13 protein-coding genes and 2 pseudogenes are annotated in these 14,805 nt (G+C 71.2%); 8 read left to right on the top strand and 7 right to left on the bottom strand.

Annotation, left to right across the window (positions count from 1 at the left end):
• The 3 genes and pseudogenes from IE249_RS38400 to IE249_RS24655 form a co-directional block, all read left to right on the top strand.
• Window positions 1–334: pseudogene (locus tag IE249_RS38400) on the top strand (50S ribosomal protein L25/general stress protein Ctc); the annotation flags it as partial.
• Between the two features lie 100 nt (window positions 335–434).
• Window positions 435–1,031 carry an aminoacyl-tRNA hydrolase gene (gene pth / locus IE249_RS24660; RefSeq protein ID WP_189708013.1) on the top strand — a complete coding sequence of 199 codons (597 nt, stop codon included), beginning with the start codon at window positions 435–437 and terminating at the stop codon, window positions 1,029–1,031.
• Between the two features lie 53 nt (window positions 1,032–1,084).
• Entirely contained in the window at window positions 1,085–1,612 is a 528-nt protein-coding gene (locus IE249_RS24655; RefSeq protein ID WP_189708011.1) for a hypothetical protein, read from the top strand.
• Window positions 1,613–1,712: 100 nt separating this feature from the next.
• Here IE249_RS24655 and ppc read toward each other — a convergent pair whose 3' ends face one another.
• Window positions 1,713–4,442 (bottom strand): phosphoenolpyruvate carboxylase, encoded by a 2,730-nt coding sequence (gene ppc, locus IE249_RS24650; RefSeq protein ID WP_189708009.1) that lies wholly within the window; start codon window positions 4,440–4,442, stop codon window positions 1,713–1,715.
• A 291-nt stretch (window positions 4,443–4,733) separates the two neighbouring features.
• Between ppc and IE249_RS24645 the strand changes: the two genes are divergently transcribed.
• Together IE249_RS24645 and IE249_RS24640 are read left to right on the top strand one after the other, a co-directional pair.
• Window positions 4,734–5,741: an acyl-CoA desaturase gene (locus IE249_RS24645; protein WP_189708007.1), complete on the top strand. Its 1,008-nt coding sequence runs from the start codon at window positions 4,734–4,736 to the stop codon at window positions 5,739–5,741.
• On the top strand, window positions 5,738–6,415 hold the full coding sequence (locus IE249_RS24640) for a TetR/AcrR family transcriptional regulator (protein ID WP_132852882.1): 678 nt from the start codon (window positions 5,738–5,740) through the stop codon (window positions 6,413–6,415). The genes IE249_RS24645 and IE249_RS24640 overlap by 4 nt, the downstream gene beginning before the upstream one ends.
• A 109-nt stretch (window positions 6,416–6,524) precedes the next feature.
• On the opposite strand, the gene IE249_RS24635 is transcribed toward IE249_RS24640, so the two are convergent.
• Both IE249_RS24635 and IE249_RS24630 read right to left on the bottom strand, forming a co-directional pair.
• Window positions 6,525–6,887: a VOC family protein gene (locus IE249_RS24635; RefSeq protein WP_189708005.1), complete on the bottom strand. Its 363-nt coding sequence runs from the start codon at window positions 6,885–6,887 to the stop codon at window positions 6,525–6,527.
• 3 nt (window positions 6,888–6,890) lie between these two features.
• Window positions 6,891–7,709, bottom strand: coding sequence for a trans-aconitate 2-methyltransferase (locus IE249_RS24630; RefSeq protein WP_189708189.1), 819 nt, complete (start codon window positions 7,707–7,709; stop codon window positions 6,891–6,893).
• Between the two features lie 119 nt (window positions 7,710–7,828).
• On the opposite strand from IE249_RS24630, the gene tamR reads away from it, so the two are divergent.
• Window positions 7,829–8,326: a MarR family transcriptional regulator TamR gene (gene tamR, locus IE249_RS24625; RefSeq protein ID WP_189708003.1), complete on the top strand. Its 498-nt coding sequence runs from the start codon at window positions 7,829–7,831 to the stop codon at window positions 8,324–8,326.
• On the opposite strand, the gene IE249_RS24620 is transcribed toward tamR, so the two are convergent.
• On the bottom strand, window positions 8,285–9,052 hold the full coding sequence (locus IE249_RS24620; protein WP_189708001.1) for a LuxR C-terminal-related transcriptional regulator: 768 nt from the start codon (window positions 9,050–9,052) through the stop codon (window positions 8,285–8,287). The genes tamR and IE249_RS24620 overlap by 42 nt on opposite strands.
• Before the next feature lie 270 nt (window positions 9,053–9,322).
• Here IE249_RS24620 and IE249_RS24615 point away from each other — a divergent pair, with 270 nt between their 5' ends.
• Window positions 9,323–9,766, top strand: coding sequence for a GNAT family N-acetyltransferase (locus IE249_RS24615; RefSeq protein WP_189707999.1), 444 nt, complete (start codon window positions 9,323–9,325; stop codon window positions 9,764–9,766).
• Window positions 9,767–9,812: 46 nt separating this feature from the next.
• Here the strand turns inward: IE249_RS24615 and galK are convergent.
• The 3 genes and pseudogenes from galK to galT all read right to left on the bottom strand — a co-directional run bounded on the left by galK (window position 9,813) and on the right by galT (window position 12,968).
• Window positions 9,813–10,941: pseudogene (gene galK, locus IE249_RS24610) on the bottom strand (galactokinase).
• Window positions 10,942–11,910, bottom strand: coding sequence for a UDP-glucose 4-epimerase GalE (gene galE / locus IE249_RS24605; protein ID WP_189707997.1), 969 nt, complete (start codon window positions 11,908–11,910; stop codon window positions 10,942–10,944). It lies immediately after the preceding pseudogene.
• Window positions 11,907–12,968, bottom strand: coding sequence for a galactose-1-phosphate uridylyltransferase (gene galT, locus IE249_RS24600; protein WP_189707996.1), 1,062 nt, complete (start codon window positions 12,966–12,968; stop codon window positions 11,907–11,909). The genes galE and galT overlap by 4 nt, the downstream gene beginning before the upstream one ends.
• A gap of 191 nt (window positions 12,969–13,159) precedes the next feature.
• On the opposite strand from galT, the gene IE249_RS24595 reads away from it, so the two are divergent.
• Window positions 13,160–14,805, top strand: a 1,646-nt coding sequence (locus IE249_RS24595; RefSeq protein WP_189708187.1) for a sodium:solute symporter family protein, incomplete at its 3' end; no start/stop codon positions are given.

The raw sequence follows: 14,805 nt of genomic DNA, 5'->3' as shown, positions 1-14,805 counted from the left end.
CGTCGACCTCCAGCTGGTCAAGCGCGGCGAGAAGGTCACCGTCGAGATCCCGGTGCACGCCGAGGGCGAGCTCGCCCCGGGCGGCAACCTGCTGGAGCACGTCCTGGCCGCGCTGCCGGTCGAGGCCGAGGCCACGCACATCCCGGAGCAGGTCACCGTGTCCGTCGAGGGTCTTGAGGCCGGCGCCTCGGTCCACGCCAAGGACATCACCCTGCCGAACGGCGTGTCGCTGGCCGTCGACGAGGACGCGGTCGTCCTCCAGGTCCTGGCCGCCCAGGCCGAGGAGGCCCCGGAGGGCGAGGAGGGCCAGGGCGAAGAGGCCGCCGAGGCCTGATCGCCGCGCCCGCCGTACGTGGTTTCGCCGGCCGCTGTCCCCGTGTTCGCGCACGGGGGCGGCGGTCGGCGCGTATCGAGGACATCGAGGAGACACCGCCGTGAGCACCCCCGCGAACGCCCCCTGGCTGATCGTCGGCCTCGGCAATCCCGGACCGGAGTACGCCATGAACCGGCACAACGTCGGGTTCATGGTGGTGGATCTGCTGGCCGACCGGATCGGGGGCCGGTTCAAGCGGGCGGGCAAGGCCCAGGCCCAGGTGGTGGAGGGGCGGATCGGCCCGCCGGGACCGGGCAGCCGGCGGGTGGTGCTGGTCAAGCCGATGTCGTACATGAACCTGTCGGGCGGCCCGGTGAACGCGCTGCGCGACTTCTACAAGGTGCCGCTCGCCAACATCGTGGCGGTGCACGACGAGCTGGACATCGACTACGGGGTGCTGCGGCTGAAGCTGGGCGGCGGCGACAACGGCCACAACGGGCTGAAGTCGATGACGAAGGCGATGGGCCCGGACTACCACCGGGTGCGCTTCGGGATCGGGCGGCCGCCGGGCCGTATGCAGGTGGCGGACTTCGTGCTGAAGGACTTCTCCTCCACCGAGCGCAAGGAGCTGGACTACTTCGTGGACCGGGCCGCGGACTCGGTGGAGTGTCTCCTGGCGGAGGGTCTCGAGCGGGCGCAAAGCTCGTACAACTCCTGACTTGTCGCCCGGCCGGACCGCCGTCGAGTTGACCGGCTGTGCGGGTATGGCCAATGATCCCGGCCATGCCTGCCGCTGCCGCCGCCCGCCGCTCCCGCCGGAAGGGACAGCCTCGTCAGGCCTCGTCCGCCGCGCTCCGGTTCGGGCGGGTCGCCGTGATGGGGACGGTCGCCGTGCTCATCCTCGTCGCCGGGGTGTGGGCGTCCTGGGAGACCGCGCCCTACGTGATGCTGACCAAGGGCCGCGAGCGGGGCACGGTCGAGGTCACGCGCTGCGGCGAGGACACCTGCACGGGCCCGTACACGCCCGTGACCACGGGGTCCGCGGCCCGCAACCGGGTGGTGATCGCGCACACGGTGGCCGTGAAGAAGGGGCGCACCTACAGCGTCGTCGTCAAGCCCGGCACCGACCAGGTGCTGCGCTCGGGCCCCGCCGGGGTCCTGTACGCCTGGGCCCCGCTGGGCGGCGCGCTGCTGCTGGCCTCGGTGGTGGTGGCGGGCGGACTGCGCCGCAGCCGGACCGCGTGGGCGCTGGCGGGCTCGGGACTCGCCCTGCTGACGGCCGCGTTCCTGGCGCTCTGAGCGCCCCCTTGCGGCACGGGGAACGGGATGCCCCCGGCTCGCCGGAGACCGATGATCTCCTACGGGGCCGGGGGCACCCTTCTTCCGTTCTTCCCTGCGGTCAGCCGGTGTTGCGCAGGCCGGCCGCCACGCCGTTGACCGTGAGCAGCAGGGCGCGGGAGAGCAGCGGGTCGGCCTCCTCGCCGGCGGCCGCCGCGTCGCGCTGGCGCTTGAGCAGGGTGACCTGGAGGTAGGAGATCGGGTCGAGGTAGGCGTCGCGGATGGCGAACGTCTGCTTCAGCACCGGCTGGGCGTCGAGGAGTTCGCTCTCCCCGGTGACGCGCAGGACCTCGCTGACGGTGAGTTCGTGCTCGGCGCGGATGGTGTCGAAGATGTGCCTGAGGTCGTCCGGGACGAGCGTGTCGACGTAGTGCCGGGCGATGCGCAGGTCGGTCTTGGCGAGCGTCATCTCGACGTTGGAGATGAAGTTGCGGAAGAAGTGCCACTGCTGGTGCATCTCGTCGAGCACGGTGTCCAGGCCCGCCTCGCGCAGCGCCTTGAGGCCGGAGCCGACGCCGAACCAGCCGGGCACGATCTGCCGCGACTGGGTCCAGCCGAACACCCAGGGGATGGCGCGCAGTCCGTCGAGCGAGACGCCCGAGCCGGGGCGGCGGGAGGGCCGCGAGCCCAGGTGCAGGTCGGCGAGCTGGTCGACCGGCGTGGAGGCCAGGAAGTACGTCGGCAGGTCGGGGTCCTCGACCAGCTTGCGGTAGGCGGTGTGGGCGGCTTCGGAGACGACGTCCATGGCCGCGTCCCAGCGGGCGAGGGCCTCGTCGGACTGGCGGGGCGCGGTGTGCAGGGCGGAGGCCTGCAGGGTGGCCGCGACGGTCAGTTCGAGGTTCTCCCGGGCCAGGGACGGGATGAGGTACTTGTCGGAGATGACCTCGCCCTGCTCGGTGACCTTGATCTCGCCCTCCAGGGTGCCCCAGGGCTGGGCGAGGATCGCGTCGTGGGTGGGGCCGCCGCCGCGGCCGACGGTGCCGCCGCGGCCGTGGAAGAGGCGCAGCCGTACGCCGTAGCGGTGGGCGACGTCGCGCAGTCGGCGCTGGGCGCGGTGGATCTCCCACTGGCTGGTGGTGATGCCGCCGAACTTGGAGGAGTCGGAGTAGCCGAGCATGACCTCCTGCACATCGCCGCGCAGGGCGACGAGCCGCCGGTAGGACGGGTCGGAGAGCATGTCCTCGAGGATGGTGTCGGCTGCCTTGAGCTCCTCGGTGGTCTCCAGCAGCGGCACGATGCCGATCTTCGCCCAGCCGGCGTGCAGGTCGAGCAGGCCGGCCTCGCGGGCGAGGACGGTGGCGGCGAAGACGTCGTCGGCGCCCTGGCACATGGAGATGATGTAGGACTCGATGACCTCGGGCCCGAAGACGTTCAGGGCGCGGCCCACCGTCTCGAAGACGCCGAGGGTCTTGGCGCCGGCCGCGTCGACGGGGGCGGGGGTCGGGGCGAGCGGCCTTCTGGACCTCAGCTCCTTGGCGAGCAGCTTGGCGCGGTACTCACGGGGCATGTCGGCGTAGCGCCAGGACTCCTCGCCGAGCCGGTCGAACAGCTGGCCGAGGGCGTGGTGGTGGGCGTCGGCGTGCTCGCGGACGTCCATGGTGGCCAGCTGGAGGCCGAAGGCGGCCAGGGTGCGGATGGTGCGGTTCAGCCGGCCGTCGGCGAACAGCCCGCCGCGGTGGGCGCGCAGGGACTCCTGCACGAGGCGCAGGTCGGCGAGGAGTTCGGCGGTGCCGAGGTAGTCGTGGCCCGGCTCGTGCGGGGTGCCCGTGGCCAGGCGCCGCTTGGTGTTGACGAGCTTCTGCCGGATGCAGGTGGCCTTGAGCCGGTAGGGCTCCTCGGCGTTGAGCCTCTTGTAGCGGGGGCTGATCTCGGGGAGCTTGTCGAGGTCGGCCTGGAGGGACGCCAGCAGCTCGTCGGTGGCGCCGGTGTAGCGGATGGAGTTCGACAGGAAGCCGCGCAGCTCGTCGATCATGTCGAGGGCGTCGTTGATGCCGTGCTCGTGCTGGAGGATCAGCACGTCCCAGGTGACCTGCGGGGTCACGTTCGGGTTGCCGTCGCGGTCGCCGCCGATCCAGGTGCCGAAGGTGACCGGCCGGGTGTCGTCGGGCAGCTTCACGCCGACCCGCTCGAGCTCGGCGGTCAGGTCCTCCAGGACGTCGCCGACGGCGCCGGCGTGGAGTTCGTCGAGGTAGTAGATGGCGTTGCGGGCCTCGTCGGCGGGCTCGGGGCGTACGACGCGCAGCTCGTCGGTCTGCCAGACGAGGTCGATGTTCTCGGCCAGCCGTGTGTCGTGGCGGCGGCGGTCGGACTCGATGACCGGGGTCTCCAGCAGCGCGGCGATGCGCCGGAGCTTGTTGAGGACCGAGCGGCGGGCGGCCTCGGTGGGGTGGGCCGTGAAGACCGGGCGGACGTTGAGGTGCCTGACCGTCTGGCGCAGGTGCTCGGGGTCGGCGTCCTTGAGCCTGTCGGCGGTACGGGAGATGAGGCCGCCCTCGGCGGCGCGGCGGGCGCGCAGCTCCCGGCCGCGGTGGACCTGCTCGGTGACGTTGGCGAGGTGGAAGTAGGTGGAGAAGGCGCGGACCAGCTTGGCCGCGGTCTCCAGTTCGGTGCCCCGCAGCAGTTCGGCGGCGGCCTCACCGTCCTCGCGGGTGAGGCGGCGGACCTTCTCGACCAGGTCGAGGAGTTCGGGGCCCTCCTGCCTCACCAGGGTCTCTCCGAGGAGGTCCCCCAGTCGGCGGATGTCGGCACGCAGCTCGCTGCTGGTCGTCGTCTGGTCGTCGGCACTGCTCACAGGTGCGGCTCCTTGCAGTGTTGAAGCTCGTCTGGGAGGGAACCCGGACGGGTGCCGCGCGGCGGTTGCCGCATACGGGCCGGGCATCCGGGAAGGAATCTTCTTCAGCGGACCGCGCTGTCCGACCGACACCAAGTCTAGGTGTCGGGCGGCGCGCGCAGGCCACGGGCTCTTGCCGCGCGGCGACGCACTGCCATACTTACGACGCCGTAGGTTACGGAACCGTAGGGAGCTGATCGGTCTCCGGAACCGCGGCGCCTGCCTAGACCCTCGACCCCACAGGGGACGCCCATGACCACAAGCTCCGATGTGATCGACGACGCCCCGAAGGCGACCGACACCGCGATGCCCTCGGCCACGCTGGGTGGCGAGCAGAAGCGTTCGATCGAGCAGATCACGCTGCTGCTGTTCATCACCGTCCCGTTCCTCGCCCTCCTCGCGGCGGTGCCGCTGGCCTGGGGGTGGGGGGTGAGCTGGCTGGACCTCGGCCTGCTGGTCTTCTTCTACTTCCTCGGCTGTCACGGCATCACGATCGGTTTCCACCGGCACTTCACCCATGGTTCGTTCAAGGCCAAGCGGCCCCTGAAGATCGCGCTGGCCGTCGCCGGGTCGATGGCGGTCGAGGGCCCGCTGGTCCGGTGGGTCGCCGACCACCGCAGGCATCACAAGTTCTCCGACCACGAGGGTGACCCGCACTCCCCCTGGCGCTACGGCGAGACGGTCCCGGCGCTGATGAAGGGCCTGTGGTGGGCCCACGTCGGCTGGATGTTCGACGAGGAGCAGACCCCGCAGGACAAGTACGCGCCGGATCTGATCAAGGACCCGGCGCTGCGGGCGGTCTCGCGCCAGTTCATCCTGTGGACGGTGGCGTCGCTGGCGCTGCCGGCGCTGATCGGCGGCCTGGTCACGCTGTCGTGGTGGGGGGCGTTCACCGGGTTCTTCTGGGGTTCGCTCGTCCGGGTGGCGCTGCTGCACCACGTGACGTGGTCGATCAACTCGATCTGCCACGCGGTCGGCAAGCGCCCCTTCAAGTCGCGGGACCGATCGGGCAACGTGTGGTGGCTGGCGATCCTGTCCTGCGGCGAGTCCTGGCACAACCTGCACCACGCCGACCCGACCTCGGCACGGCACGGTGTGGAGCGCGGCCAGCTGGACTCCTCCGCACGGATCATCCGCTGGTTCGAGAAGCTCGGCTGGGCGTACGACGTGCGCTGGCCGTCACGCTCGCGTATCGATTCCCGCCGGAACACGGGCGAAGACGGCTCCCGGCGCCGGAAGGAGACGGCCGAGACGGCATGATTGACGCCGTGGCGACCGACTCCAGCAGCACTCCCAGCAATGAGAAGCCGCGGCGCGCGCGCCGCACCCGCATGACCGGTGCCGAGCGCCGCCAGCAGCTGCTGGAGATCGGTCGCACCCTGTTCGCCGCGAAGGGTTTCGAGGGCACGTCGGTGGAGGAGATCGCGGCGAAGGCCGGGGTGTCCAAGCCGGTGGTGTACGAGCACTTCGGCGGCAAGGAGGGCCTGTACGCGGTGGTGGTGGACCGCGAGATGCGGCGGCTGCTGGACATGGTGACCAGCTCGCTGACGGCCGGTCACCCGCGCGAGCTGTGCGAGCAGGCGGCGTTCGCGCTGCTTGACTACATCGAGGAGTACACGGACGGCTTCCGCATCCTCGTCCGCGACTCCCCCATCCCCCAGTCGACGGGGTCCTTCGCGTCCCTGATCTCGGACATCGCCACCCAGGTGGAGGACATCCTGGGCCGCGAGTTCAAGTCCCGCGGCTTCGACCCCAAGCTGGCCCCGCTGTACGCCCAGGCGCTGGTCGGCATGGTCGCCCTGACCGGCCAGTGGTGGCTGGACGTGCGCCGCCCGAAGAAGGCGGAGGTGGCCGCCCATCTGGTGAACCTGGCCTGGCACGGTCTTGACGGCCTGGAGCAGAAGCCGCGGCTGATCGGGCACCGCAGGAGCTGACGGCGGGGCACTCAGCCGGCCGCTCTCCGTCGGCCGCTCTCCGTCGGCCGCTCTCCGTCGGCCGCTCTCCGTCGGCCGCTCTCCGTCGGCCGCTCTCCGTTAATTGTTCTCAGCCGGTCGGCTCGAGGAACTCCAGGCGGTTGCCCACCGGGTCCTCGGAGTAGAAGCGGCGATGCCCCGGGAGGTTGTCGTCCCAGGTGACCTGGGCGCCGCGCTCCGCGAGGCGGGCGGCGTAGGCCACGATGCCGGTCACCCGCAGGCCCGGGTGGGCCTTCCTCGCCGGGCGGAAACCGTCCTCGACGCCGAGGTGGAGCTGCACGGCCCCGGCCTGGAACCAGCAGCCGCCGCGCGCCGCGAGCACGGGCGGCTTGGGGATCTCCGTCATGCCGAGCACGCCGGCGTAGTACGCCCGCAGGCGGTCCTCCGAGCCGGGCGGCGCGGCCAGCTGCACATGGTCGACGGCGGTGAGCATCTCTCAGGCCTCCTTCGTGGCCACCGCGAAGATGCGGCGGAAGGGGAACGGGGTGCCGTGCGGGCCCGCCGGGTAGGCCGCGCGCAGGGCGGAGCGGTACTCGGCCAGGAACGCGTCCCGGACCGCCGGCTCGTCGGCGAGCGCGGTGAGGACCGGGCGCAGGCCCGTGCCCTTCACCCAGTCCAGGACCGGGTCCTCGCCGTGCAGCAGATGGACGTACGTCGTCTCCCAGACGTCGGCCGTGCAGCCGAGCGCGGTGAGGCGCTCCAGGTAGGCCGCGGGCTCGTGGACGGCGTCCTCGTGGCGCAGGACGCCGTCGAGGCGGTCCCTGAAGCGGGCGGAGCCCGCGAGGTCCCGCATCAGGCGGTGGCTGGGGGCCAGGAAGTTGCCGGGCACCTGGAAGGCGAAGGTCCCGCCGGGCCTGAGGGCGGCCACCCAGTCGGCGAAGCGGCCGGCGTGGCCCGGTACCCACTGGAGGGTGGCGTTGCTGACGATCAGGTCGTGCGGCTCCGCGGGCGTCCAGGTGCGGGCGTCCGCGTGGGCGAACTCCAGACGGCCGCCGCCCGGGGTGGGGCCCGCGTGCTCCACGACGGCCTTGTCGAGCATCTCGGTGGAGTTGTCGTAGCCGGTGATGCGGGCGGTGGGCCAGCGGCCGGCGAGCAGAGCGGTGACGTTGCCGGGGCCGCAGCCGAGGTCGGCGATGCGGGGCCGGTCCGCGGGCGGCTCGGGGACGCGGGCGAGGAGGTCGGTGAAGGGGCGGGCGCGGTGGCCGGCGTGGCGCAGGTACTGGGCGGGGTCCCATGTGGGGGCGTGCTCGGGCACGGCGGCCTCCTTGAAGTCGTACTCCGTTTCCGTCACCACCTTCCCGGAATGGATAGCTTGACGTCAAGAAGCTCGATATCAAGAGACTTCACGTCGACACAACCACTACACTGATCGTCATGGAGGACGAGGTCGATCGACTGGTCGCGTCGTGGCGCCGGGAGCGCCCGGACCTCGACGTGGAACCGCTCGAGGTGCTCAGCCGGGTGAGCCGGCTGGCCCGGCACCTCGACCGCGCACGCCGGCTTGCCTTCTCCGAGCACAGCCTGGAGCCCTGGGAGTTCGACGTGCTGACCGCGCTCAGACGCGCGGGCTCGCCGTACCAGCTCTCGCCCGGACAGCTGCTGACCCAGACCCTGGTCACCTCGGGCACGATGACCAACCGCATCGACCGGCTGGCCAAGAAGGGCCTGGTGGAGCGGCTGCCCGATCCGAGCGACCGGCGCGGTGTGCTGGTCCGGCTGACGGACGAGGGCAAGGACCGCGCCGACCGGTCCCTGGCGGGACTGCTCGACCAGGAGCGCGCCATCCTCGGGGAGCTGTCCTCCGCCCAGCGCGCCGAACTGGCGAGCCTGCTACGCCAGTTGACCGCCCCGTTCGACAACATCCCCGGTTAGGTCGACCGGGCCGACCCCGGCCCGGCGGGCGAGGGCGACCGCGGCGAGGGTGGAGTGCACGCCCAGCTTGCCCAGCACGTTCTGCATGTGGGTGCGGACGGTGTGCGGGGACAGGTACAGCCGCTCGGCGACGGCCTTGCGGCCGAGGCCCGCGACCATGCAGCGCAGCACCTCGCGCTCGCGCGGGGTCAGCGACTCCACCAGCCGCTCGCTCTCGGTGCGGTGCTTGCGCGCGGCGGTCAGTTCGCGCAGTACGCCGGTGAGCAGGGCGGGCGGGAGATGGGTCTCGTCACGCAGCACGCCCCGGATGACGGTGAGCAGCCGGGACAGCGAGCAGTCCTTGGCGACCCAGCCGGACGCCCCGGCCTGCAGCGCGAGCGCGGCCCGGCGCGGGTCGTCCTTCTCGGCCAGTACGACGGTCCGCACGCCCGGCTGGGCGCCGCGCACCCCGACGACCAGGGAGATGCCGTCGACGAGCCCGTCCGCGTTGCCGTCCTGGACGGGAACGGCGGCCCGGCCGCCCATGACGTTGCCGCCGAGGTCGGCGTCGACGAGCAGTACGTCGAAGCGGCGGCCCTCGGCTGCGGCCCGCTCCAGACAGCGCAGCGCCGCCGGGCCGGAGCCGGCCGCCAGGACCTCGACGTCGGGCTCGGCGGCCAGGGCGGCGGCGAGCGACTCGGCGAAGATGCGGTGGTCGTCGACGACCAGGACTCGGATGCGAACCACTGAAGACCCCCTTCCCCAGGCTCCTGGCGGAGCAGGGGATTCCCGATCGTCCAAGAAGTGCGGCCGGCACGGGCCCGACGCCCGCGGCGGCATGACCGCACGGCCGCCGCCATGCGGAACTGCTACCCCCGCTTCGGGCGTCGAACCCGGCTGTCTCGCCCCCTGAACGGCGCCGGCCCCCACCGGCACCGTTCCTCAGAGTACGGGCGGGCGCCTGGAGGGGAAGGCAATTCGCAGAACTGGCCGTCGAGCGCGTTTAGGGTGTGCCGCATGTTTCGTATTGAGGCAGAAGTCGACAAAGAGCGGCGCGATCTGCTCCGCTCCCGCCTCCGCGACACGAACACGGCGGCGTCCCCCGTCCTGGCCGCCCTGCGCGGAACCCCCGCCGAACGCGAACTCCCGCTGCACGTCTGGGCGCTGGACGGGACCGGCGCCCTCGCGGGCGGTCTGGTGGGCCACACCTGGACCACCTGGCTGCACGTGGCGTACCTCTGGGTCGACGAACGCCACCGCGGCGCGGGCCTCGGCTCCCGCCTCCTCGTCCGCGCCGAACGCCTGGCCCGCGACGAACGCGGCTGCCACGGCGCCCGCCTGGAAACCTGGGACTTCCAGGCCCCCCACTTCTACCGCCGCCACGGCTACAAAGTAGTCTGCGCCATCCCGGACTACCCCCCGGGAATCACGGAATACACCTTGCTCAAACCATTGCGCTGACCCGGACGTCCACACAGCGGGCGGCGCCGGGCATTCGGCCGGGCTTTCAGGACAGTCGGCCCGCGCCTGGCGAAGGTGTCGCCTCGAAGATTCGGGGGGATGTGAAGCCCGCGGATGTGAAGGCGTTCTCCAGGGCCTTGGTGATCGTGGGGGCGGTGGGGTGTTCGGTGAGGACGATCGCCGAGCCGCCGAAGCCGCCGCCGGTCATGCGGGCGCCCAGGGCGCCGGAGGCGTTGGCGGTGTCGACGGCCAGGTCGAGTTCGGGGCAGGAGATGCGGAAGTCGTCCCGCAGGGAGACGTGGCCCTCCGTCAGGACGGGGCCGATGGCGCGGGGGGAGCCCGACTCGAGCAGGGACACCACGCGTTCGACCCGCTCGTTCTCGGTGACCACGTGGCGTACCAGGCGGCGGATCTCCTCCTCGTCGCCCAGGCGCGCGAGGGCCGAGTCGAGTTCGGCGTACGGGACGTCCCGCAGGGCGTCCACGCCCAGGAGGGCCGCGCCCTTCTCGCAGCCGGCGCGGCGCTTGCCGTACTCGCCGTCGCTGTGGGCGTGCTTGACGCGGGTGTCGACGACCAGCAGGCGCAGGCCCTCGGCCGCGAGGTCGAAGGGGATCTGCCGCTGGGACAGGTCGCGGGTGTCGAGGAACAGGGCGTGCCCGGCTTCGCAGCAGGCGGAGGCCGTCTGGTCCATGATGCCGGTGGGGGCGCCGACGTAGACGTTCTCGGCGCGCTGGCACAGGCGGGCCAGTTGCCGGCCCTTGAGGCCGAGTGAGAAGAGGTCGTTGAGGGCGCAGGCGATGACGACCTCCAGGGCGGCGGAGGAGGACAGCCCGGCGCCCGAGGGGACCGTGGAGGACAGGTGCACGTCGGCGCCGGTCACCGCGTGGCCGGCCTCGCGCAGCGCCCACACGACTCCCGCCGGGTAGGCGGTCCACGCCTTGTCCGAGCCCGGGGCCAGGCCGTCCACGCGCAGTTCGACGGGGCCGCCCGGCACGTCCGCCGAGTGCAGCCGCAGCACGCCGTCGGTGCGGCGGGCGAGCGCGGCGACCGTGACGTGCGGCAGCGCGAACGGCATCCTCGCCGATCAGGTTGACGCGGCCGGGCGCCGCCCACACTCCGTCCGGCCCGGCGCCGTAGAGCGCGGTGAAGCCGTCCCGGACCTCTTGTGCCACCACTCAGCTCTCCCTTGCGATGCGCTGCGCGAACTCCCAGGCGTCCGCGACGATACCGGCGAGGTCCGCGCGGGAGGGCCGCCAGCCGAGCCGGTCGCGGGCGGCCTCGGCGGAGGCGACGAGGACCGCGGGGTCGCCGGCCCGGCGCGGGGCCGTGACCTCGGGGACGGGGTGGCCGGTGACCTGCCGGACGGTCTCGATCACCTCGCGGACGGAGAAGCCACTGCCGTTGCCCAGGTTGCAGATCAGGTGCTCGCCCGGGCGGGCGGCCTCCAGGGCGAGCAGATGCGCCTCGGCCAGGTCGGCGACGTGGATGTAGTCGCGTACGCAGGTGCCGTCCGGGGTGGGGTAGTCGTCGCCGTAGACGGAGATCGCGTCCCGGCGGCCCTGCGCGACCTGGAGGACCAGCGGGATGAGGTGCGACTCGGGGTCGTGGCGCTCGCCGCTCGCGCCGTAGGCGCCGGCCACGTTGAAGTAGCGCAGCGAGACCGCGCCCAGGCCGTGGGCGGCCGCCTCGCCGCCGATCATGTGGTCGACGGCGAGCTTGGAGGCTCCGTAGGGGTTGGTGGGCCGGGTGGGCGCGGTCTCGACGATGGGCACCTGCTCCGGTTCGCCGTAGGTGGCGGCCGTGGAGGAGAACACCAGGGTGCGCACCCGCGACTCGCGCATCGCGGCGAGCAGCGCCATGGTGCCGCCGACGTTGTTCTCCCAGTACTTCTCCGGCTTCACCACCGACTCGCCGACCTGCGAGAACGCGGCGAAGTGCAGAACGGCGCCGAAGGAGGGGTCCAGCCACTTGGCGGCGTCGCGGATGTCGCCCTCCACGAAGTCGGCGCCCTCGGGGACGGCCTCGGCGAAGCCGGTGGAGAGGTTGTCGAGGACGACGACCTCGTGGCCGGCCTCGAGCAGGTGCCGGGCGACCACGCTGCCCACGTAACCCGCGCCGCCCGTCACCAGGTACTTCCCGCTCATGAACTCGCTACCTCTCGCAGTCGCTCGGCCGCGCGCTCCGGCGGCACGTCGTTGATGAACACGCTCATGCCGGACTCGGAACCCGCGAGAAACTTGAGCTTGCCGGAAGTGCGGCGGATGGTGAAAAGCTCGAGGTGGAGCGCGAAGTCGTCGCGTACGACGCCCTCGAAGTCCGCCAGCGGGCCGAACGGGGCCTGGTGCCAGGCCGCGATGTACGGGGTCGGCGGTTCACCCTCGCCGAAGATCCGGTCGAAGCGCCTCAACAGTTCCAGATACACCTGGGGAAACTCTGTGCGCGCGGCCTCGTCGAGGGCGAGCAGGTCGGGGACGCGGCGCTTGGGGTATAGGTGGACCTCGTAGGGCCAGTGCGCCGCGTACGGCACGAAGGCCGCCCAGTGGGCGGACTCGAGGACGACCCGCTCATCCGCGAGTTCCCGCGCGAGGACCGCGTCGAAGAGGTTCTCCCCGCCGGTCGCCTCCTTGTGCGCCGCGAGCGAGCGGAGCATCAGCGCGGTGCGCGGGGTGGTGAAGGGGTAGGCGTAGATCTGGCCGTGCGGGTGACCCAGCGTCACGCCGATCTCGGCGCCCCGGTTCTCAAAACAGAACACCTGCTCCACGGAGGGCAGATGAGACAGCTCCGACGTCCGGTCGGTCCACGCGTCCAGGACCAGCCGCGCCTGCTCCTCGCTCAGACCGGCGAAGGAGGCGTCGTGGTCGGGGGTGAAGCAGACGACCTCGCAGCGGCCGGAGTCGCCGGCGAGCGAGGGGAAGCGGTTCTCGAAGACCACCAGGTCGTACGAGGAGTCGGGGATCTCGCTCAGGCGCTCGCCCCGGGACGGGCACAGGGGGCACTCGTCCGCCGGCGGATGGTAGGTGCGGCCCTGGCGGTGCGAGGCGACGGCCACGCGGTCGCCGAGCAGCTCGTCCCGGCGGATCGTGGAGCTGGTGACGGTCGGCTCCAACGGGCGCCGGTCCACGGCGTCGCGCACGGTGTCGTCACGCAGGTCGTAGTAGATCAGCTCACGACCGTCGGCCAGCCGGGTCGAGGTCTTCTTCACTGCCGGTCTCCCTACTGGATCCCAACCACTCACCAACACAATCAAACATAACACGTCACAACCCACCATCCACCGGCTCTCGAACTTCTCACATCACAATCAAACAAAGACGACCAACAGAAGTGTTCAAATACTGAACGCGGAGGCGTAGGTTCCCCGCTGGACCAGTTCGCGCAACGAAGCGAGTTCTCATGCAAACCCCCACATACGGCCCCGTGGAGCTGGCGGCGGGCCTACGGCTCCCCACGAACGGGCTCGACTACACGATCCTCGGCATCTACTTCGTCGTGGTCCTGGGCATCGGCTTCGCCGCCCGCCGGTCGGTCAAGACCAGCCTCGACTTCTTCCTGTCCGGCCGGTCCCTGCCCGCCTGGATCACCGGCCTGGCGTTCATCTCCGCCAACCTGGCCGCCACCGAGATCCTCGGCATGGCCGCCAACAGCGCCCAGTACGGCGCGTACACCGTGCACTGGTACTGGATCGGCGCCATCCCGGCCATGGTCTTCCTCGGCCTGGTGATGATGCCCTTCTACTACGGCTCCAAGGTGCGCTCGGTCCCCGAGTTCCTGCTGCTGCGCTTCGACCGAGCGGCCCATCTGCTGAGTTCGATCCTGTTCGCCTTCGCGGCCATCCTGATCGCCGGTGTCAACCTCTACGCCCTCGCGATCGTCGTCGAGGCGCTGCTGGGCTGGCCGCAGTGGGTCGCCATCGTGGTCGCCGGCTTCTTCGTGCTCGCCTACATCACCCTCGGCGGCCTGTCCTCCGCGATCTACAACGAGGTGCTGCAGTTCTTCGTGATCCTCGCGGCCCTCATCCCGATCGTCGTGCTCAGCCTGAAGAAGGTCGGCGGCTGGGACGGCCTGACCCACAAGCTCACCGCCACCCACGGGGCCGACTTCACCACGGCCTGGGGCGGCACCGGCATCGGCCACGCCAACCCGCTCGGCGCCAACTGGCTCACCATCGTCCTCGGCCTCGGCTTCGTGCTGTCCTTCGGCTACTGGACCACCAACTTCGCCGAGGTGCAGCGCGCGCTGTCGGCGAAGAACCTCTCCGCCGCCCAGCGCACCCCGCTGATCGCCGCCTACCCGAAGATCTTCATCGTCTTCCTGGTGATGATCCCGGGCCTGGTCGCCGCCGCGCTGGTGCCGAAGTTCGGCACTCCCGGCTCCGGTTACCAGTACAACGACGCGATTCCCTTCCTGATGCAGGAGTTGCTGCCCAACGGCGTGCTCGGCATCGCGGTGACCGGTCTGCTCGCCGCGTTCATGGCGGGCATGGCGGCCAACGTGTCGTCCTTCAACACCGTGTTCACCACCGACATCTGGGCCAAGTACGTGGTGAAGCACCGCGAGGACGCCTACTACGTGCGCTTCGGCCGGCTGATCACCGCGATCGGCGTGCTCGCCTCGGTCGGCACCGCGTTCCTGGCCTCGTCGTTCTCGAACATCATGGCCTACCTGCAGACCCTGTTCTCCTTCTTCAACGTGCCGATGTTCGTGGTCTTCATCGTCGGCATGTTCTGGAAGCGGGCCTCGATGAAGTCCGGCTTCTGGGGCCTGCTCGCCGGCACCACGGCCGCGATGGTCAACTACTTCGTCATCTACAAGCAGGGCATCATCGACATCCCCTCCGACCAGGGCGCCAACTTCGTCTCCGCGATCGCCGGCTTCGTGGCCGGCGGGGTCGTCATGGTCGCGGTGTCGCTGTTCACCCGTCCCAAGCCCGCCGAGGAACTCCAGGGCCTGGTCTACGGCACCCGGTCCCCCGGCATGGCCGAGCCCCCCGCCCCCGGCGACGAGGCCTGGTACCGCAAGCCCGCCCTGCTGGGCTGGGG

Origin of the sequence: Streptomyces anandii JCM 4720 (assembly GCF_014650655.1) — a bacterium.
Classification (GTDB): domain Bacteria; phylum Actinomycetota; class Actinomycetes; order Streptomycetales; family Streptomycetaceae; genus Streptomyces; species Streptomyces anandii.
Note: the sequence above shows the minus strand (reverse complement) of the source record. Positions and strands in the feature narration are given on the sequence as shown.